Origin of the sequence: Alicyclobacillus sp. SO9 (assembly GCF_016406125.1) — a bacterium.
Taxonomy (GTDB): domain Bacteria; phylum Bacillota; class Bacilli; order Alicyclobacillales; family Alicyclobacillaceae; genus SO9.
Map to the genome: position 1 here is coordinate 3,435,285 of NZ_CP066339.1, position 19,828 is coordinate 3,455,112.

20 protein-coding genes are annotated in these 19,828 nt (G+C 49.3%); 6 read left to right on the forward strand and 14 right to left on the reverse strand.

All coding sequences use genetic code 11. The features are described from left to right. Nucleotides 1–160: 160 nt before the first annotated feature. Nucleotides 161–1,225: a hypothetical protein gene (locus GI364_RS16120; RefSeq protein ID WP_198850262.1), complete on the forward strand. Its 1,065-nt coding sequence runs from the start codon at nt 161–163 to the stop codon at nt 1,223–1,225. On the opposite strand, the gene GI364_RS16125 is transcribed toward GI364_RS16120, so the two are convergent. The 10 genes from GI364_RS16125 to GI364_RS16170 form a co-directional block, all read right to left on the reverse strand. Further along, nucleotides 1,185–1,523, reverse strand: coding sequence for a hypothetical protein (locus tag GI364_RS16125; protein WP_198850263.1), 339 nt, complete (start codon nt 1,521–1,523; stop codon nt 1,185–1,187). The genes GI364_RS16120 and GI364_RS16125 overlap by 41 nt on opposite strands. Nucleotides 1,524–1,574: 51 nt before the next feature. Further along, nucleotides 1,575–2,552 (reverse strand): COX15/CtaA family protein, encoded by a 978-nt coding sequence (locus GI364_RS16130; protein WP_198850264.1) that lies wholly within the window; start codon nt 2,550–2,552, stop codon nt 1,575–1,577. 76 nt (nt 2,553–2,628) lie between these two features. Next, nucleotides 2,629–3,555 carry a heme o synthase gene (locus GI364_RS16135; protein WP_198850265.1) on the reverse strand — a complete coding sequence of 309 codons (927 nt, stop codon included), beginning with the start codon at nt 3,553–3,555 and terminating at the stop codon, nt 2,629–2,631. A gap of 327 nt (nt 3,556–3,882) precedes the next feature. Continuing rightward, nucleotides 3,883–4,095: a hypothetical protein gene (locus GI364_RS16140; protein WP_198850266.1), complete on the reverse strand. Its 213-nt coding sequence runs from the start codon at nt 4,093–4,095 to the stop codon at nt 3,883–3,885. A gap of 78 nt (nt 4,096–4,173) precedes the next feature. Further along, a complete protein-coding gene (locus GI364_RS16145; RefSeq protein WP_198850267.1) occupies nt 4,174–4,755 on the reverse strand; it encodes a cytochrome c oxidase subunit 3 family protein in 582 nt (193 codons plus the stop codon). 4 nt (nt 4,756–4,759) lie between these two features. Next, nucleotides 4,760–6,604 (reverse strand): cytochrome c oxidase subunit I, encoded by a 1,845-nt coding sequence (locus GI364_RS16150; RefSeq protein WP_198850268.1) that lies wholly within the window; start codon nt 6,602–6,604, stop codon nt 4,760–4,762. A 55-nt stretch (nt 6,605–6,659) separates the two neighbouring features. Then, nucleotides 6,660–7,466 carry a cytochrome c oxidase subunit II gene (locus GI364_RS16155; protein WP_198850269.1) on the reverse strand — a complete coding sequence of 269 codons (807 nt, stop codon included), beginning with the start codon at nt 7,464–7,466 and terminating at the stop codon, nt 6,660–6,662. Between the two features lie 65 nt (nt 7,467–7,531). Further along, nucleotides 7,532–8,182 carry a cupredoxin domain-containing protein gene (locus tag GI364_RS16160; protein ID WP_198850270.1) on the reverse strand — a complete coding sequence of 217 codons (651 nt, stop codon included), beginning with the start codon at nt 8,180–8,182 and terminating at the stop codon, nt 7,532–7,534. Nucleotides 8,183–8,199: 17 nt separating this feature from the next. Beyond that, a complete protein-coding gene (locus GI364_RS16165) occupies nt 8,200–8,736 on the reverse strand; it encodes a sulfocyanin-like copper-binding protein (protein ID WP_198850271.1) in 537 nt (178 codons plus the stop codon). A gap of 649 nt (nt 8,737–9,385) precedes the next feature. Beyond that, complete coding sequence (locus GI364_RS16170) at nt 9,386–10,012, reverse strand: hypothetical protein (RefSeq protein ID WP_198850272.1); 627 nt, start codon at nt 10,010–10,012, stop codon at nt 9,386–9,388. A 230-nt stretch (nt 10,013–10,242) separates the two neighbouring features. On the opposite strand from GI364_RS16170, the gene GI364_RS16175 reads away from it, so the two are divergent. Beyond that, nucleotides 10,243–10,395, forward strand: coding sequence for a hypothetical protein (locus GI364_RS16175; protein WP_198850273.1), 153 nt, complete (start codon nt 10,243–10,245; stop codon nt 10,393–10,395). Nucleotides 10,396–10,474: 79 nt separating this feature from the next. On the opposite strand, the gene GI364_RS16180 is transcribed toward GI364_RS16175, so the two are convergent. The 4 genes from GI364_RS16180 to GI364_RS16195 are packed head-to-tail and all read right to left on the reverse strand — an operon-like array spanning nt 10,475 to nt 16,653. Next, a complete protein-coding gene (locus GI364_RS16180) occupies nt 10,475–10,849 on the reverse strand; it encodes a hypothetical protein (protein WP_198850274.1) in 375 nt (124 codons plus the stop codon). A 13-nt stretch (nt 10,850–10,862) separates the two neighbouring features. Beyond that, nucleotides 10,863–13,454 carry a penicillin acylase family protein gene (locus GI364_RS16185; protein ID WP_198850275.1) on the reverse strand — a complete coding sequence of 864 codons (2,592 nt, stop codon included), beginning with the start codon at nt 13,452–13,454 and terminating at the stop codon, nt 10,863–10,865. Between the two features lie 3 nt (nt 13,455–13,457). Further along, entirely contained in the window at nt 13,458–14,204 is a 747-nt protein-coding gene (locus tag GI364_RS16190) for an NAD-dependent protein deacylase (protein WP_198850276.1), read from the reverse strand. A gap of 13 nt (nt 14,205–14,217) precedes the next feature. Continuing rightward, entirely contained in the window at nt 14,218–16,653 is a 2,436-nt protein-coding gene (locus GI364_RS16195) for a GNAT family N-acetyltransferase (protein WP_198850277.1), read from the reverse strand. Nucleotides 16,654–16,756: 103 nt separating this feature from the next. Here GI364_RS16195 and GI364_RS16200 point away from each other — a divergent pair, with 103 nt between their 5' ends. Genes GI364_RS16200 through GI364_RS16215 form a run of 4 tightly spaced genes read left to right on the forward strand, consistent with a single transcriptional unit; the run spans nt 16,757 to nt 19,827 of the window. Continuing rightward, nucleotides 16,757–17,125, forward strand: coding sequence for a DUF2512 family protein (locus GI364_RS16200; RefSeq protein ID WP_198850278.1), 369 nt, complete (start codon nt 16,757–16,759; stop codon nt 17,123–17,125). Nucleotides 17,126–17,175: 50 nt separating this feature from the next. Next, nucleotides 17,176–17,613: a PDDEXK family nuclease gene (locus GI364_RS16205; RefSeq protein WP_198850279.1), complete on the forward strand. Its 438-nt coding sequence runs from the start codon at nt 17,176–17,178 to the stop codon at nt 17,611–17,613. A gap of 36 nt (nt 17,614–17,649) precedes the next feature. After that, nucleotides 17,650–18,396, forward strand: a complete 747-nt coding sequence (gene hemQ, locus GI364_RS16210) for a hydrogen peroxide-dependent heme synthase (RefSeq protein WP_198850280.1) — start codon at nt 17,650–17,652, stop codon at nt 18,394–18,396. A gap of 60 nt (nt 18,397–18,456) precedes the next feature. Continuing rightward, nucleotides 18,457–19,827: an FAD-binding oxidoreductase gene (locus GI364_RS16215; RefSeq protein WP_198850281.1), complete on the forward strand. Its 1,371-nt coding sequence runs from the start codon at nt 18,457–18,459 to the stop codon at nt 19,825–19,827. Nucleotide 19,828 lies beyond the last annotated feature (1 nt).

Below are 19,828 nucleotides of genomic sequence, written 5' to 3' on the forward strand. Positions count from 1 at the left end.
CGCCTGAATCTGTGGAGTGTACGAATAGAGAAACCAGACGCTTGCTTTACAGTCACATTTTTGACACACTTTAGACAGAGGTTAAAACGGTGCCGCGAAAACACTTCGTCCTGCGGCATTTTGAAAGTAACTTGTTACCGGCGCATAAGGGGGGGTTCCATTGACTTCGAGTCAAACGCAAGCCGTTCTGCACAACTACTACGGAACGCTCTTAGATATTGTATTAATTGTCGCATTTCTCGTCGCATTAAAGCTTGCGATGGTATATTTTATGGCCATTATGTCCAGATGGGTTGACGAAAATGCAGCCAGCAGTGCAGCGCAGGCCAAGGCAGCAAAAGCGGCCCGTGTCAAAGAGCCTTTGAGTCGCACAATTCTCTGGTATGGTCTTGGAGTTGCTTGGCTCGTCAACGGCATCTTGCAGATGCGAGCAAATATCGTCATCGCATCCAAGTCATCACTGTTACATCAGCCTGCGTTTTATGCTCAGCCGCCCTGGGTCCATCACTTACTCCAGATGACTATCGATGCGTTTGCGGCACACCCCATTCGCAACAACATTTGGTCAGTGTTTATCCAGTTAATCATTGGGTCTGCAATCCTCGTCGGAAAAGATAAAATCTGGGGAAAGGGCGGTCTCTGGCTGTCGATATTGTGGTCCGTCTTTATTTGGGCCTTTGGCGAGGGCTTCGGCAGATTGTTTTCCGGCTCTCCGTCATACTTACACGGAAGTCCCGGCGCTGCTGTGTTCTTTGTCTTCGCAGCCGTGATTTTGCTCTTTTCCCCTGATGGTTGGGAAGGACGACTTCCGGCCGTCAATCGAAGAATGATCCTCGCCTACTGGTTCATCGGCGGACTGTGGCAACTGGTTCCCGTGGCCGGGCACTGGACAAAGCCTGCCATTGCAGGTCTGCTTCAATACTCGCTTCACGGACCGCGCACACACGCTCTGGATCCTTCCACACTGTTCTGGTCTCAGCAACTTGCCGGGTCAGGCGTCATTTGGAATGCAGTGTTTGCGTTCGTTCCGATACTTTTGGCGGTAATTGGATGGAAACGGAGGACAACTTGGCTGGGTGTAGTACTCACACTGTGGACATTATTCGTCTGGTGGATTGGACAGTCGTTGTCAGCACCAGAACAAACCGGCATTGATCTCAACGCCGGCATCGCTCTGGCTTTGGTTACGGTTTCGTCGTGGCTGTGGACTGCTTCTCGTCGCTGATGCGGCGAGTTGCAATCAATCCCAGGATTCCTGAAACAAACAGGAAACTACCGGAAAGCTCCCATAGAATTAAAGCAAAGACCGCTCCGACCACAGCCGCTAAAAAAACAATCCACACGCCGATGCGCAGCGACAGGGAAATCAGCAGAACCCCGATGAGAGCCAATACAGCTGTGCCAAGGGTTCCGAGAGCCGACCCATAAATTTTTGTTCCATGAAATCCCGTGTGTTGGATCCAGGCCGTTACCGCTGCGAAGCCAACACCGATAAGCCCCACAATAATTGAAGCTACCCTCACCCCAATTCCTCCTTTAGCTGTTCATGTTAGACACGTAGAAAATACGGATTGCTAGTAACTCATCGCCTGTTGCTTCGCTCGTGCCCTTGCTTGCCTTGGCAACAGCTGCAAGCCCATGTACGCAAGCGACGTGAACAGGAACGTCATGATGGACACGTGTATTAAAAACCCGCTTAACTGCAATGGACTGGATAAACTGTAGTGTGTATATACGACGAATGCACCCGAGAAGATTTGCAGAACTGTAAACGTAAGCAAATAGACCGACCCTTTGTACAAATCAGGACGTTGTCCCTTTAGACGGTAGGCTTTCACCACCACCGTCAATACGAATACGAACAAGCCAAAGGCCACGGTTCGATGTGCGTAATCCAAGAAAAGCGTGAGTCCGCCGGCAGTTTCGGTAGGGAACGGCCAACCTCGAAATGAGGCTCCAACTCCCTGACTTGAGACAAAGGCACCGAGATAAATCGCGCAGTACAGGTATACGAACAAAAACAGTACCCAGCTTCTCATTGACTTTTCAGCTCGGTCTTGAACACCTTCCAGGTCGAGCAGATGCTCGCTCTTCGTCGGATTACTGTACTTCCAAATGGAGACCGTTAACAGAAATACCCCGGAGAACGCCAGCAGTGAGAAGCCAAAGTGAAACGCGATGACCCACGGGGGATTCACGAAAAAGACTGCCATGGCGCCTAGAGCGGCTTGTACAACCACAAAACCAGCCGAAATCCACACGAGCAGCCTCGCTTTCATTTCCTGCCGATATTTCATCAGCACCCACACCACCAAGAACACAAGCAGGACTGTAACGATGCCTACAATGGCCCGGTGACCAAATTCAATCAGAGTGTGAATACCCCATTTGTGCGGAATCAAATCGCCGTTGCATAACGGCCAGTCATTCCCACAACCAAAGGTCGATCCCGTTTCCGTGTCGATAAATCCAACGATGTTGACAATAAAAAGCCCGACCGTTGTGATAACGGCCAAGGCCTTTAATCCTGCAGAACTTGTTGCTCTTGACATATCCAGTGCCTCCAAATCCGGGTCCTTTCAGGACAGCAATGAAATTGAACCCAGACTTAAGATGTCATTTCTCTCGTCAGTGATGCAGGTTCAATACCATTAGTACAAAGAGGGTCGGCAAGTACGCCAGGGAATATAAAAAAGTGCGTCTAGCCCAGCGCGTGTCCCCATTACTCTCCCGCAAGGACTTCCAAGTAAAGACCAGAAAAGCACCACCCAGTAATACTGCCACGGTAAAGTACACCCAGCCGACTGTTCCCGTCATAAATAACAGCAGAGAGGAAGCAAGCAGCAGGATTGTGTACACAAAGCTCTGCCGTTTTGTCGAGACGGGACCATTTACCACGGGCATCATTGGAATGTGAGCTCTCTCATAATCCTCACATTTGTAGAGTGCCAAGGCCCAAAAATGAGGAGGTGTCCATAAGAAGATAATGAGAAACATAAGTACTGCGGCAAAACTGACATGACCTGTGATTGCAGTCCAACCGACGATTGGCGGGAATGCTCCAGCTCCTCCGCCAATCACGATATTTTGGGGAGTTGAGCGCTTTAACCACATAGTATAAATCACAACGTAGTAGATAAAGCCTGCAAACGTGAGTGCTGCCGTCAACCAATTAACAAACAGGCCTAACAGTAATGTCGCTGCTACCTGTAAGCCAATCCCGAACCAAAAGGCTCCTGTACTCGATACCCTGCCAGAGGGAATGGGTCTTCCTTGTGTCCGTTTCATGACCACGTCGATGTCTCTATCGTACCACATATTCAGCGCGGCTGCTCCACCAGTAGAAAGAGCTAATCCCAAAACCGCAAGCAGTGTGACTCGAAAACCCGGTATCCTTCCCTGGGCCACAACCATCGCACAGTACTCTGTAAACAACAGCAAAACCATGATGCGGGGCTTTGTTAGTTCGAAGTAACTCTTGACTGTCACTTCAGCTCGCTGAAGGAACGATAGTTCCTGGCTCACTGCGCCCTCGTTCATGCCGGCCAACGACATGGAAACACCCCTTTCATTCAATGCTTAGTATAGTGAAGCCATCACATTCTATTACAAACCGCTTAGGTTTACAGTCTGCCTAAGTTATGACTCAAAAGGTCAATAGGATCATACCATATTTCTCAGGGAATAAACCTTCTATCACAAACGCATTTAACAACCAATTTCAGGAATCTGAACTTCTGTCGAGGCGGAAAACATCTCCGGAAGAGGAACAGGCTCCAACGCTTCTGTCCTCTCCCGAATATGTCTGTTCATTTCGGTGCAACTACCTGTTCTGTATCTATTTTCTTTGAAGTCAACCAATTCGTGTCTGTTGCTGTCCGGCTACTGATTCAAAGTCGTAGGATTTGAACTGGACGTATTCCCCTGTATCTGTTCGTTTTTCATTTTATCCATCTTTGTTGCCCAACGGGTTAAGACCACAACAAGTGTTACCATCATGACGGTCTGCCAGATCCACCAGAAGATATACCACCACATCGGCGTACCCTCTGTACTCGGAATGAGATAGGGCAACGTTGGCCAAAAGGGCTCCATTAGTCAAACCTCCTCTCGCAGCGTGTACACACAACCTACTAGGGTTGACAGGTTTGTGTTGCACGTCAACTCCTGTACTTAAATCAGATACATGAGGATATACATCGCAATCCAGGCAATCACTATAAAACGCCAGATTGCTGCAGTCGACTGAATTGCCCAGCGATGATTAATGGTCAGGCCCAAACGCTTGACGCGCATCACTACAGAAATGAGGGCAATCAGGGCAACAAACATGTAGAAATCGCTGATGCCGACGACCGCAAGATACGTTTCACCAAAGTGACTTACCGGATTCATCGAGTGATTGAACAACTGCCAGCCTGACAAGACGAGTCCAACCCACCCAAACAACATCGTGTATCCTTCGTGGCGTGCTACAGCCTGCAGGTCGCCGCGCTTGCCTGCCGACGTCGCTCCACCGATCCATAATCCACTGATAATCAGGGCGATTGTGGCAAGCGCACCCAGAACTTGATTTGCATCAGGGGACACGAAGAATCCAACCATGATGTACCTTAAGTCCACAAGCATCACAAAAGGGACAGCCATACTGAGCATCCAAAGGGATAGGCCGCCGTACAGCTTTTTGGCTTCAAGCGGCTCAAAGTCTTGCTCCACAGTAGCCCTTCCGTCCGGCACTCCTTGATATCCGTTCACAGTATCACCCCTCCTCACCATAGTCATAGAAGCCTGAAGTGACTACCGGGATTTCCTTGAAGTTTTCGCCGACTGCAGGTTGAGGCGTAGTCCATTCCAAGGTCTTCGATTTCCACGGATTGTTTTCGGCAATGGGGCCTTTAATCCAAACCCAGATAATATAGCCGATGTTGTAAAGGAACCCGAAGCCTAGCAAGAACGCAAAGATGGAAACCTCAAAGTTCATGGGCTGCAAATAGTGGGGATATACCGGAACCCATCTGTTCATTCCTCTTAGTCCAAGCAAGAAAAATTGAGAGAATGTGGCGTTAAAAGCAAGGAATATCCAGAAAGCACCGAACAGCCCCCACTTATCGTTGTACATACGGCCAGAGAATTTCGGCAAATAGTAGTACAGAGCCGCGAATGTGGAGAAAATCATGCCGCCAATAATGGTGTAATGGAAGTGTCCGACAACGAAGAACGTGTCATGAACCTGCATATTAACCATCGGGTCGGCGAGAAACACTCCGGTCAGTCCGCCAATCAGGAAGTTAAACATGCTCATTAACACCAACACAGCAGGCGTGTTGAGTTTCAAACGAGACTTCCACAGTGTTCCAATCACAACCATGTAGGCAAATCCAGTTGGAATTGAAATCATCTCAGTGAAGAAGGATATAGGCAGAATCGACGCATTCTGCATCGTTGGAAACAGATGGTGAGCCCATACGAAGCCGCTAAGCAGCATGACGAACACCAGTCCAATAATTCCCCATTGCCGAGCAAAAAGTGATTTACCAGAAAGCACCGGCATGATTTCCTGCCAAATGGCCAGCGCAGGCAGTACAACAATGTACACTTCCGGATGACCAAACAGCCAGAACATTTGCAAATAGGTCATCGGACTTCCGATTGATGTAAAGAATGGCAAGGGGCCAATCTTATTTAGTAGACCGAGTATAAACGTCAGCATAATCTCAGGAACCCACAAGAGGTTGAGCAAGCTGACGGCTAGCATACCCCAAGCAAACATCGGCAGACGATTCCACGTTAGTCCGGGGGCACGTTTGAAGATAATTGTCGCGGTCAAGTTTAGCGCAACAATGATTGTCGAGCACAACAGGATAAACACACCGAGATAATAGAAAATAATCCCGTTCCCAGTAGATGCTGCAAGCGGTTCATATCCCCGCCAACCTGTTGACCACTCGCCGAGAATTGGGCTGAGGGCGACAGTCATGATACCGGCTGTAACAAACCACACACTCATTCCCGAAAGTCTTGGAAAGGCACTTTTGTTTGTACCTACCATCATTGGAACCAAGTAGTTGCCCAGACCTCCGACCATAGCTACGGTTCCAACGGAAAACATCATGACGGTTCCATGAACACCAACGGTAGATAAGTACTGTTGGGGATACTGAAACAGCCACATGTGATCGCTCATCAACTGCAACCGCATTAACATGGCAGCTGTACCTGCAATCAGAAAGCCTATACCCGAGGATACAAGGTACTGAATGCCGACCACTTTGTGATCAAGGCTGAACTCAAAATACTTGCGCCACCCAATTGCCTTGGGATAAGGCACTGGATAACCGAAGGACGGTTTAAGTAAACCTTCCCAGGTACCAGTCCCGAGCGTCCATCCCGCAATAGCCGCGGCCCACGCGAACACGACGGATACGTCGGTGACAAACTCAAACGGTTTGTTTTTATTAGGGTGCAAAATGACTACAAGTGTGTTCACTACGATAAACCCGATGGTTGCCCACAACGCGCCCCGGATGACTGGCGGCATTCTTCGATGACGACCCAGTTGGGTCTGGACTTGCGTTTGCGGGTCAACGACAGGAGTTGTACTCATCACATTTCCTCCTTTGACTGTAGACTGTACTTCACTCACGCTTTAGAGCAGTGAATCAGGAGCCCTGCAGCTTCTTCTCCTGTTGTACCCAAGCACTAAAGTTGGACGGAGAAACGACCTTGACGCTGCTTTCCATAAACGGATGGCCAGGCCCGCAAACTTCGGCGCACTGAACTCGGAGCATCGGGTTGTTTGCCGTAGAGTTAATTTTCGTGGGAGTGATGTACTCGTAACGTGTTTCCCCTGGAATCACGTCGGTTTTCATACCGAACGCTGGAATCCAAAAGCTATGAATGACGTCAACTTGATAATCATAGCTGTGGTTAAAGTCAAAGGAGCGAAGAACAAATTTTACCGGACGGTTTTTGGGAAGCACCAGAATGTCTTCACCATTCTTGTCCACTGCTTGACTAATTCCGTATTGGGGGTAACTAAACTTCCATTCCCATTGCCGCGCTGTAACGTCAATCACGAGCGCCTTGGGATTCTTATTGGTATGAACCGCATCGTTGAAATAGGTTTGCGCTGCCGATGCGGTCGGGTGAATAAACAGCATTAGGTTGATAATCAAGGACAACGTGATCCACGTCGTGACATAAGCCTTGTTGAATTTAAAACGTCCAGTCTGGTTTGGCTGGCCTTTGCGGTACCTAAACGGTATTATCGCGTAAAACAGCATTAGCACGACAAACACAAAGATAGGTGCCACTGTCAGGAAAATAAACTCCGCAGCACGCTGACCGTCCGCTGCTTGGCTCGATGCCACGTAGTAATAAAAGTGAGAACCCAACACGTAGGCCGCCCATTCAGCAAGGGCGCTCAGAACTACCCACCAAAGAAAAAAACTTATGCGGTGTCGCATCTCGTGTCTTACCCCCTTGTATCAGTCATCGTTATGGGAATACCAATGTCACAGTTAAAGCAGTGTTAAGCTTTCAGGATGTTGATTTCACCTTTCATGCCTGCTTCATAGTGACGGAAGCCTTGTACGAAACAGCCGTACAGCCATTTCCCCGGCTTATTAGGCACTGTAAAATCCATTTGAATGGTTCCGCCTGGATCGAGCGTTGGACTAAAATTACCATTGCCAGGAGCAGTAATCAGCCACGGATGCGGCTTTACCAAACTGGTGACGTGGGCTTTATTGGCTGCCAGGTTATCGACAGAGTCCGCCTTCGAAATGGTGACATCCACACCATCCCAGAAGTCTTCTTTAAATTGCGTTTTCACCGGACCGAAGGGACTCGGAATTGTGTCAAAGCCGCGTCCAATCATCATTTCATGGAAACGATTTGGGCTGGTGTTGTGCAGGAGAATACTGACTCTATCTCCAACCTTCCACGTCATCCGATTCGGGACATAGTAGTAGTCTCCCTGATATACATGAATGAGTCCTTGTTCAACCGGAGGCTGCCCACCAATGGACTGAGCAGCGCGAGCAATTACGCCGCGACCAAACAATCCGACAGCGCCTGCAACGGCCAAACCGCTGACGCCTAAGACAAATTGTCTGCGGCTCCAATCAGTTTGCTCATCTCCGTTCGGAGGCTCAATTCCTAAGTTATCGTAATCCGCCATCCTTCTAACCCTCCTCATCATTTAATCTGGACAGACGGTGATCCTCCAGGTGTCACTTTAAATACATCCCAATCCCCAGTTCCATGCTGTGTGTTGTTAGGGAATTGCGGGAATCTGTTCAGCAAGTTCATCATTCGATACGTGCCAACCTTGTCTGCAGTAAATGTGAACTTGAGAGAATGACCGGGATATGCACCTGCACCCGGGTTAGCGACAATTGCCTTAATCGAATCACCAGCGTTCTTAAACGCCAGTTGGTGGCTCTTTGGCGTGTATATGCCGATGTCCTCCGGTATCCCGCCATCATTGATAAACTTGACATGAACCGTGTATCCAACGGGAATGTTGATTTGCATTTGTCCGTTGGCATAGCCGTTAAAGTTCTGGCGCTCGTTGTTACGAGTCGATCCACCCTTGATGGTCAAATTTACAGTCTTGGTCGCCGTGTCTACTTTCATCCATTTTGGATGTGCATTTGTAGTTGCGTTCCCGCACCCCGTCAACAGCAAGCCCGCACCTATGGCAACCGCAAGCGTTTTTCTCATGTGAAACATTTCCAAATTACCCTCCTTCCATCTCTCGCGGTCCAAATCAGTTGATGCTTTTCCGAATTTCCGATAGAACCCCCCCTCTCAACGGTTCGCAGGACAGGATAGCTCTATAGTTTGACAATCTAATTGTCTAATAGGGTCCTGAGATGAACCGCCGAACACGAAGAAAGCGCCATCAGGCCAGGTCATGAAGTTACGCCTACTCTCCCAATGAACTCGCTTTAAAAATGTTAACTGCGTCTATTATAGTCACTTTTTTGACACAATTACAAGCATATTTCCTGTTGACTTTGTGTTAGCACATGCTAACAAACAGTGCCATATGTATACTTTCTGCTACAGACAGAGCTGCCAGCCGATTGGGGTCATGGACCCCAAGGCTATAGAGAGTATAGTATAGTCACCTTCTAGACACAAATTTGACACTTTCATATCTTGTCAATCTCTAATTTTAACCCGAAGTATTGTTCGCGTTTACAGCAACCGCTTCGGAAGCATCCCCGCTGCAAGACTCCTGTGAGATTGACAAGGTTCTTAAAGGGACAGAGAATTGAATGTGATACGTATGCGTGAAAAATAAAAGAGAGCTCGACTTCACAGTGAGCTCCATTTAGTAGTATCGGGTTGAGTGTAAAAACTGCAGGAGATTGAATTACGAACCGCTGCTCAGGGCAGCTAGTTGGGGCGGCGTTTGCCCCGGTTTGCACTGCGCCAGCGAGTTCCCATGGGACAGTGTGTCAATGTGCAGGACACCCCCTGGCAGTTTCGCATAGGGTACTGTGCCCGGCACAATGTCAGGTCCGCCGTAAGTCTTGGGGTTGATTTTGTTGCTCGCCAATCCCCGCAGAAATTTGGCGCTGTAGCCAACTGGTTTAGACGAAAATGGATGCATAAATGCGGTTACATTGTTTCTCGTCCCCAGGTGCTCTTGCAGCCCCTTCTCATCAGCTTGGCTTGCAGCTTTCAGCGCGGCTGGAACATTCATGGCTGTCAGCACATCGCCAGAACGAGCGCGGTTGACAAAGAGGCCCTGAGGAAGTTTTTTCATCGGAATCTCTTGGTAACTCTTGTCCGAATACTCAATCCTCAGTTTATACTGGTGATTTCCTGGCTGATAAACTCCCTGGAAACCAACTATCACATCCTCCTGAATCCCTTGACCAAGGGAACCTGCCAATGGAATGAGCATCGCGACGATGAGCAACACAACGGCTGCTACAATTACGAACTTCATTGACTGAAAGAACGAAGTCTTGCTTTTTGACCCTCTGTTTGCCATCGAGTACATCACCTTATGTTGTTCTGTCGTGCATCTATCATAGCAGAGATGGTCACAATACAGACAAATGTCCACTAGATTTTCTTACAAACACACACTTTGATCGAGCATTCATTTTCGACATTCTGCACCACACCAAGATTTCTTGCCTGAGCTTGCCTGAGTATGTCCAATAATTTTGGGAAAAGTATATCACGAAGGCAGAGGGAGAGATGAAAGGAGTTCAACCCATGAAAGAAAAGAAACTGCGCGATAGGAACAAAGGAGCCAATACTCAAGATTTTTCTAAAGAAAATTTTATTGAAGTAGAAAGTCCAGATGACTTTCGCTACGAGGGAAAACAGACGACGAAGAACTCCGAGAACGCCAACAAACGCTCGTAACCTCCTCAAGCAGGCTGTTCGCTGCGCTGAGTATGCAGCGGACACCCTGCTTGTGTCAGTGCAAAATCACGCAGAGCCCTTATCTTGCGGCTGGTCGCCAAGACCTCAAAGCCGCACCAAGCCATACACCCACCGTCGCAAGCAGAAAGCCAAGGAGTATGGTGACACCGAGTACGACCATTCCGCTGTTCCCGAGTCCCGCAATTCCGGCCACCACATCAGCCGTTTTTATGACCGGTTCATGCACAGCCCGCAGAGCTAAGGGCAGACCCCAGCCGATAACACCCACGGCCCAAGATCCGAGCCACGTGGAAAAGCCTGGACGGCCCCACAAGCCGATGACAAGTCCGACTACGAACGTAAAATACCATTGTCCAAATTGATTTCCAAGCCACACAACTGCAATCGCAGCCACGAGCAGCAAACCCCACAACATGAAAGCTGTCTTTCGCACGCTGTTATACCTCCTATGAATGCAAAGTCCAGGTAACTAGCTGTCCCGGGACCTTGGCCTCGTTCACGTATATCGGCAAATACTTCCCATCCCACCAAGTTTGAACGAAGTTCTCATACCACGGAGAGACAGGATTTTCAGACTGACCTCCCGGGTAAACACCTTCACTCACTCCGCTCCAGTCTACAATCATACGCCAACTTGGCCCTGCAGTAGAAACCATTCCTCCATCTGCCGCATCAACTGTCCAGTCATCTCCACCGCTTGCCCTCGGACCATAACTGAGCGAGTCAATCATCGCCAATGACTCAAACTTACGAAAGTGAACTTTCCCCCACTGCCATCTCTGCGGATTGGCTCCAAGCTGCTTGCTTAAGGTCGATACAGCATTTTTAAATGCTTTACGCATCACTTCAGCTGCTGTTCGATGCGTGCCATTCGGCAGGTCAAACGAAGCATTTGACCCATCCTGTAACGTCCAAGCTTCCAAGTCCTCATCCAAAGACTGTTGATTCACACTCAGCCTTAATCTTGGGTCGGTCTGTACTGGAACGTGTTTGGCCTTCCACCATGGCTCAAACGTATCGTTCAGGTAGGTTGTCCAAAACTGCCACCAAATCAATGCCCCTTGAGAGTTTGCCGTCATGTTCTCGTTCCAGTTTTTTAGAATTTGCTGTGCCTGCTTTTGCGCAGACGTAAGCGAAGTTCCAGAAAGAGCTGACTCCAACTTAGGCACAATCTCTGAAGCCAAATAATCGGTCGTATTGTTCTGCAACTGCTCAAAACTCTTGACTGTAAGTTTAGACTTTGTAGTCAACGTCTTGTAAATCTCGTCTGCTCTGTATCCTGTACTGAAAAAATTCATTGTAGTCCCAATATAGTAGGGATAAGTATTGCCCACTTCGCGTTGATTGGCGCTGAATACAATATGACTGGGAGGGTCATATACTTGCGGTACATCCTTATACGGAATTGTGCCGACGATATCCGATGCACCCGTGCCCGACATAGGCAACCATGGCTGTCCTGATTTTACTTGGGGGTAGTATCCGGCCGAGATCATTCCAATATTGCCCTTTTTATCAGCATAAACAAAATTCTGTGACGGTGCGTGCCAGTCCTTGAGTGCAGCCTTGAACTGGGCGAAATTCGTTGCTTTGACCACATTCAGGAGCGCATTCAAATCTGGTGAGGGCAAATCACCCATCCAGTCAACTGATAGTGTTTGCCCCGATTGTGTCATGATTGGACCGTGTACCGTCAACTTTACATCCAACTTGACACTTTTGCGCCCCTTCACAGGTATAGTATACGATGCGTGCTCCATCTTGCGCCATTTACCGTTCCAGAAATAAGAGTTTGGGTGTAATTTTGACGTCTTCTCACGGTAATAAAAGGTGGCTTGGTTTTGAACATTGGTCAAGCTCCAAGCGATACTTCGATTTCTTCCAATTAGTATGACAGGAATACCAGGAATGCTCACGCCGGAAAATGTGTACGATGGGGATTGTCCCGAAATCTGGTACCAAATTGCAGGCAGCGTTTGTGACAGATGCGGATCTCCCGCCATCATGGCAGAGCCAGATGCGGTTTTCGTTCCATCTACTGCCCAGTTGTTGCTATTGGAACCATGATGAATCGCAGCTGCAGGCAGCTGATTTATCGTCTGAATGAGTTGCTTGACTGCTTTAGCCTGTGCGTTCTGATTGGCTCGAGACCCCGAACCTCGCCCGCCATTTCTGGCAGCAGATATAAGCACAGCGGCGTCTGATGTTCCGGCTTGAGTTGCAGTGGATGAAGACACTACAGATGAAGGCAGGGATTCCTTCACCATAGGAGCAGGACTGTCCACATGGTAGGGTCCCACATCATACGGGTGTTGAACGTCTTTTGGCAAGACAGGAAACCAATTCATGGTCTTTTTGGCGCCAAGGGATTCTTCCAAAAGAGCGTATTCCAGCGGGCCAGTAGTGAAATCAAGCGTTTGCGTCATATCCCCCTGGATGACCAGAGAATCTACAGGCTTCCAGAGTTTGGGCTGGTAACCAAGCATTTTAAACATGACCGGAAGTTTTCCTTGGTTCTCATCCGACTTTATGACATCGTTGACACCAGCAGCATAAGCCAGTAAGGCTTTCTTCGCGGGACTGTCCGAGGACATTTGCTGCCATTCTGCCTTGGCGGTTCGGATGAGGCCCAACTGTAACTCAAACTTGTCTGAGGGCAGCGCTTTTGGACCGATGACTTGTGAAAGTCTCCCCTCGCCTTGACGACGCATCAGATCCATCTGAAACAAGCGAAACTTTGCGTGAAGGTAACCTGTGGCAAGAAACAAATCGTGATTGGTCTGCGCCTGTATATAGGCCCTCCCTGACTTGTCAAAACGAATCTTGACAGGCTTGTTTAAACCCTTGATAGCGATGGTCTCGGTTTTGGGTGGATTTGCATTGCCGGCTGAAGTCCAGATGCCGGTTCCAGGATTCAACACGGCGGCTACAGCCGGGATTGGTCCTGCGCCTTTTGCCCCGAGCAACAGCAGCCCGGCAGAAATTACGACAGCCAAACCTGTATTTATCCCACGCCACATACCTTTTCTCTGTCTCATAGTTCACATCCCCATAATTTTCTCCATGGTTTCTCCCACTTTACCCCGGATGACTAGGTCGGCTTCTGAATCGTAGTAAGTAGGTGCGAGATTAATAATGACGGCCTTTGAATCTTTACTTCGGTGGTTCGGCAGGTCGGCCACCGGGTTTACAGAAAGGGAAGTTCCAAGAATGAGGAGCAAATCACAATGGCGGACTGCATCATAAGCCTCGATATAGTGGTGAATTGACTGCTCGAATAACACCATATCAGGGTACAAAATGGAATCACACAGTTCACCTTTGACGCTCATCCAGCTGCAACGCGGAATCTCCTGTCCAATCACATCTTCCATATGGTACCGTTCACGGCAACGTGGACAGTACGCCCGGCGGATATTTCCATGTAACTCATATACGTCTGTACTCCCTGCAATCTGATGGAGTCCGTCTACATTTTGTGTGAAAATTTGAACATTTTTATGTGATTTTTCAAGGCTTGCAAGCAACCTGTGACCTGCGTTGGGCCTTGCGGACAGATACTCATCGGTCCAAAAAATGTCCCGAAAAAACTGCCAAAACTCTCGCGGGAACATTTTCAGGTACCCCTCCGACATCGAGGTCATTAATGTCTCGTCGCGCCAGAGACCGTCTTCGGAGCGAAAATCTAAAATACCTGACTCAGTGCTCATGCCGGCACCGGTCAGAACCACAATCCGACTGCTCTTCGCAAGCCAGTGTTTCAATTGCAGAATCTGCTCTGACGCCAAGGTCTCTTCCTCCTTATTCTTGTATGCACTGAATCTGCACCGTTCCTGCAGTCAATCCGTTAAGCGAGGCCGTGAGATTTGTCAGCTCGATGTGCTGAATTTCGGGTACTTCTTCAGCTAATCTGGACAACCTTAAAAGAACATCCCGGAGTTCAGTTTGTGCCGTTTCCGTGACGTCGTCTCCAATGCACACCTGGGCTACCATATCGACCGCATCCACATCTGTCAGCGGGATAATTCGTGTAACTGAGGTAAAACCAACGTTTCCAACCGACTGAAATGGAGCTTGCTCCCAATTCTTCACCACTTTATTGCTGACCGATTTCAACTCCATAATGAGTCCAAACAACGGGTCAGCTTGGACCTTTATACCAACGGACAAGCCAGCATTCCGGGGAGTGGAAGGCTCTGGCTGTTGAAACGCAATCCCCATAAGTTCCAGAACCTGAGAGCAAGCAGCGTCAGAAATCCACTTTCCGTTCTTGTCGCGTACAGCCCGAATCAGGTCTCGCGCTGCATCCGGATTGGCATTCTCTAAATCTGGCACATGTCCTTGGTCACGGTTGCGAAATTCTGCGTAGTACATGACCTTCGTCAATGCATGGACGGCCTGTTCCGGAAATGGGTAGACGGGTATTTTCTGAGCACCGGCCTTCACGTAGCGAACCGTATAATCTCCCCGCGTCAGAAAATTGGCAAGTACCGGTTTTGGCTGATAGCTTGGGTCCCCTGCTGTCTGATGTTCCTCGGCTACTTCTGTAATCGCCTCTGCAATGGCATTGACCACGGCCTGTTCATCGACCACCCCAATCGGCGTAAACAAGACAATGACTGCATCCACCGTGTCATCCTTCAATACTTGAGGAAGCACGTCACGGTATCCCTGTGCTAACGCTTCGTAGCCCAGGTTGATGACAGGGGACACGAATTCCAAGCCGTCTCTCTGCAGCGTGTCCACAGTGGTCACCGCTCCCCCTGCGGTATTCGTAACAAGGGCAACCCGCCGACCGCGAGGCAACACATTTTCACTGAGCAAGGCCGCAGCGTCAAACATCTCCTGCAGTGTGTTAGCCCGAATGACGCCAGCTTGACGAAAAAGAGCATCTACAACGGGCTCCGCCGGTTCCGGAAAGGAGGCACGAGTATTGGAAATGGACAATCCCGCTTCCGTTCTCGCGCTCTTCACAACAAGAATCGGCTTGTTTCTGGCAATTCTTCGGCAAATTCTGGAGAATTTAAGAGGATTGCCGAAAGACTCCAGGTACAGCAGAATCATTTTTATATCGGGATCGTCCTCCCAGTATTGCAACATGTCGTTGCCGGATACATCCGCCTTGTTGCCAAGGCTGACGAAATTCGATACTCCCATCCCCATTTTTTCTGCATAATCCAAAATGGCGATGCCAAGTGCGCCCGAGTGGCTCGCGATAGCCGCCGGCCCCGGAGGCAACAGGACAGGCGCAAAACTTGCGTTCAGTGAAACATCCGGATTCGAATTTGCCAGTCCCAGGCAATTCGGTCCAATTAACCTACAACCGCTTTCACGTAAAGACTCAACGAGTTGGCGTTGCATCAGTTCCCCTGCTTCGTCCCGCTCTCCAAAGCCTGCGGATATGACAATAACACTGCGCACATTCGCCTCAATACATTCTTGTGCCACGCTCAAAACTTGCGTTGCTGGAACCGAAATAATGGCCAAGTCGATTTGCTCGGGGATGTCTCTGACCTGTTTGTATGAACGGACAGACGATACGGAATGTGTCAATGGATTTACCGGATAAACCGTACCTGTATACCCGCCGTACAAAATTCGTTTTAACAAAATTCGCCCGAGCCGGTTGGGATCCCTTGAGGCACCAATGACGGCAACTGTCTGCGGATGGAAAAAACTATGAAGCGATGCTGCTGTCGCCAGTTTTTCGCGGACCTCTTGCAGTACTCTTGTTCGCTCAGTTTCGACAAGAGGCAGTACAAGGTGCACTGCATCAGGCTCATTGTCGCTGGTTAATTCGTATCCACTTGACTTAAAAACATGAAGCATCTGATAATTCTCACGCAAGACAGTTGCCTCAAACGATTTAAATCCATTCCTCCAAGCATTCTGAGCCAAATGCTCCAATAAGAGAGACCCTACACCCTTGCCTTGCAGTTTGTCGTCAACCAAAAAAGCGACTTCAGCCATGGTATCAGCAGTCCGAATATAATTCCCCATGGCAATTACTCTGTCACCAGATACACACAAGAGCGACATGCCGTTTCTGCCGCCGTCTGCAATCATGTTCAAAATAAAATCGTCGCTCACATCACGCATTAAGTGAAAGAAGCGCAAGTACAAGCTGTCCGTTGACACGGTCTCAAACAGCTTTCGTATAGCTGTAACGTCACGGTTATCTCTCGTTGCCTGACGAAATTGTGCCACACGCCCGTCCCGCAAAATAATCCGAGCCATAGTTGTTCGGCCACCACCCGTTCATATGGTTGGTTTTTACTTCTTGCCTGTCCCCTCAATATCCTGCACTAAACTGGGAAAACTTCAAAGCGGAGGGATGACGATGTATAGATCACATGTCTGGCGTATCTCAACGATAAACCTGCTGATAAAACTTATCCTCTTTACCGCCGTTCTGTACGTGGAACAAGTCCTGTTCCCCGGCCTCTACCAAAGCATCTGGCCTGTGATTGTAACAGCCATCGTACTGAGCGGGGTTGGCGTTACCGCGGACTTAATTCTGGTTCCGCCGTTCGGGAATCTTCCCGCGCTGGCCATGGGGTGGTTCGGAATGACTTTCATTATCTGGTTCGTGGGGCTGTGGTATTCCAGCGCTGCAATCAGCCTTGTGACAGCTTGGTTCATGAGTACTGGGCTGGCACCTATAGAGTATATTTTACATCGATACATACTTGACTCTCTCGTCAGGTAGGGGCACGATGTGTAGTGAATGCTGGGAATGAACAAAAGGTGTGCGTGGTAATGATCCGAGGAACGCAAGGGAAAACAGAACGGTGGCTGTTCTCGTTTGTTCAAAAGGTCTTTCCAAATGCAGAGAGCGGCCGCATCATGTGTCTTAAGAACCGGGTACTGGAACTGGACATTTATGTCGCAGACCTGCCCTTGTGCATTGAGTACGACGGGCTTCACCACCGGAAACGCGTGAAGAAAGACGAAAACAAGAACTATTTATTGCGGGAAGAAGGCATTCCCCTGATACGCATCCGGGAACACGGGTTACCCTCTATCAAAGCTTTTGGGTCGTCCACTATCGTCCACTATCCGTTTCAGCCCGGTGACCTGCATCGATGCCTGTTGGACCTTCGCTCAGAGATTCTGACACGGTATGCTCTAAACGGTGAACAACAAGCCGAGTTACAGGCTTGGGGCGAAGACAGCGGTAACACCACCATACTATAAGCCGAATACAGCACGCGAAAAGGAGCGAAAATTTTTATGGCACAAGCACCGCAAACCCTTGACGGCTGGTTTGTACTGCACGACTTTCGCAAAATTGACTGGGCACGCTGGAAAAACTGCAGTGTCACAGAACAAAATCAAATGTTGGATGAATTTCAAACCGTGTTAAGCGAGTTCACGTCTGTGAACGAGAATCACTCCGGAACCTTTGGTGTTTTTGCCATTGCCGGACATAAAGCAGACTTATTGCTCCTACATATGAGACCCACGGTTGAAGAGTTAGAGCAAGTCAAGACAAAACTCAACAAGACGGCCATTGCGGACTATCTGACAACGCCGTATTCTTACGTTTCGGTAGTGGAATTAGGCGGGTACTTGGCAAAACCCGGCGTCAATCCTGATACAGATCCGTACCTCCAGGGGCGTCTAAAGCCCGCAATGCCGGACTTCTCACAGATTTGTTTTTATCCCATGAGCAAAAAGCGCGACGGGTCTGACAACTGGTATACCCTGTCTGAATCAGAACGTGTCGATCTCATGCGCAGCCACGGCGGGATTGGCCGCAGCTATGCTGACCGTATCAAACAGATTGTCACAGGTTCGATGGGCCTGGATGATTGGGAGTGGGGTGTGACGCTGTTTTCTGACGATCCTCTCCAATTCAAGAAAATTGTATACGAGATGCGGTTTGACGAAGCCAGCGCACGCTTTGGAGAATTTGGTCCCTTTTACGTCGGCTATAAAATCAGCGACCACGGACTCCGACAGTTGTTTACAGTCTAATCGGGTTCTGTGCAGGACAGTGCTTAACACCGGTAAATCTGCGGCATTGGGGGAATTGAATTGAACTGGATTGGTGATTTAACGGCACTTCTCGGAACGAGCAAGGTCACAGACAACGAGACGGTTTTGCAACACCACAGCCACGACGAATCGTACCATCAGGCTGTGCTTCCGGATGTGGTCGTGTTCCCGGAAAGCACAGATGACATTGTCCAGGTGTTGCAGTTTGCCAATTATCACAGAATTCCAGTCGTTCCCTTCGGTGCCGGCAGTTCGCTCGAGGGTCACACTGTGCCAGTGCAACACGGAATCAGTGTGGACTTAACAAATATGCATCAGATTCTCGAAATTCGCCCCAATGACTTTCTGGCCTGCGTAGAGCCAGGTGTGACCCGCAAGCAACTCAATGAGCAGTTGCGTCGCTTTGGTCTATTCTTCCCTGTCGATCCCGGTGCCGACGCAACCATCGGCGGCATGGCCGCCACTGGTGCCAGCGGTACAACTACGGTCCGGTACGGTGCCATGCGTGACAACGTGCGCTCGCTCACAGTGGTGCTGGCAGACGGGCGTGTGATTGAAACGGGATCGCTGGCAAGTAAATCATCGTCCGGGTACAACCTGACCCACTTGTTCGTCGGGTCTGAGGGCACATTAGGTGTCATTTCAAAAATATGGCTGAGACTTTATGGCCTTCCTCAGAAAGAAGTCGCTGCGAGAGCTCAGTTTCACTCTGTTGCAGAATGCGTCAATGCCAGTGTAGCCCTTATCAGTGCCGGCATACCAGCGGCCCGCCTGGAACTGGTGTCACCTCGGATTATGAACGCAATCAACCAATACAGTCATACGAGTTACGACGAAGTTCCTACACTGTTTATTGCATTTCACGGAAACGAAGGCAGTATTGACACGGATGTGGCACTGGCACAGGAGATTCTGACAGACGAGGGATGCATCACTGTTGACTTTGAATCAGAGACAGACGCAAGAAACACCTTATGGAGCGCACGCCACACGGCAGCCCCGGCCTTTATGCATCAACACCCTGGGAAAGGACACATGACGACAGACGTCTGTGTGCCATTGTCGAAATTGCCGGCGGCCATCTCGTTTGCAGAGCAAATGATGGCAGAGTACAACGTTGAAGGCGGTATCGTCGGTCACGTCGGAGACGGAAATTTCCACGTCAGCATGGCCGTCAACCCACAGGACAGTGAACAACTGAAGCGTGCCGAGGCGTTCAACGAAGCACTGGTAAAGCACGCTCTGGAAGCTGGAGGTACCTGCACAGGCGAACACGGGGTTGGACTTGGGAAAAAGAAGTACCAAAGTTTGGAACATGGGGATGCACTGGATGTGATGCGCTCCATCAAGTTTGCACTCGATAAGCTCGGAATCATGAACCCTGGAAAACTGGTGGACACCGACAAATAAG

Coding starts and splice junctions, on each gene's coding strand:
- GI364_RS16130 (WP_198850264.1), bottom strand. CDS start 2,552: ATGTCAAGAGCAACAAGTTCTGCAGGATTAAAGGCCTTGGCCGTTATC.
- GI364_RS16135 (WP_198850265.1), bottom strand. CDS start 3,555: ATGTCGTTGGCCGGCATGAACGAGGGCGCAGTGAGCCAGGAACTATCG.
- GI364_RS16140 (WP_198850266.1), bottom strand. CDS start 4,095: ATGGAGCCCTTTTGGCCAACGTTGCCCTATCTCATTCCGAGTACAGAG.
- GI364_RS16150 (WP_198850268.1), bottom strand. CDS start 6,604: ATGAGTACAACTCCTGTCGTTGACCCGCAAACGCAAGTCCAGACCCAA.
- GI364_RS16155 (WP_198850269.1), bottom strand. CDS start 7,466: ATGCGACACCGCATAAGTTTTTTTCTTTGGTGGGTAGTTCTGAGCGCC.
- GI364_RS16160 (WP_198850270.1), bottom strand. CDS start 8,182: ATGGCGGATTACGATAACTTAGGAATTGAGCCTCCGAACGGAGATGAG.
- GI364_RS16165 (WP_198850271.1), bottom strand. CDS start 8,736: ATGTTTCACATGAGAAAAACGCTTGCGGTTGCCATAGGTGCGGGCTTG.
- GI364_RS16170 (WP_198850272.1), bottom strand. CDS start 10,012: ATGGCAAACAGAGGGTCAAAAAGCAAGACTTCGTTCTTTCAGTCAATG.
- GI364_RS16175 (WP_198850273.1), top strand. CDS start 10,243: ATGAAAGAAAAGAAACTGCGCGATAGGAACAAAGGAGCCAATACTCAA.
- GI364_RS16185 (WP_198850275.1), bottom strand. CDS start 13,454: ATGAGACAGAGAAAAGGTATGTGGCGTGGGATAAATACAGGTTTGGCT.
- GI364_RS16195 (WP_198850277.1), bottom strand. CDS start 16,653: ATGGCTCGGATTATTTTGCGGGACGGGCGTGTGGCACAATTTCGTCAG.
- GI364_RS16200 (WP_198850278.1), top strand. CDS start 16,757: ATGTATAGATCACATGTCTGGCGTATCTCAACGATAAACCTGCTGATA.
- GI364_RS16205 (WP_198850279.1), top strand. CDS start 17,176: ATGATCCGAGGAACGCAAGGGAAAACAGAACGGTGGCTGTTCTCGTTT.
- hemQ (WP_198850280.1), top strand. CDS start 17,650: ATGGCACAAGCACCGCAAACCCTTGACGGCTGGTTTGTACTGCACGAC.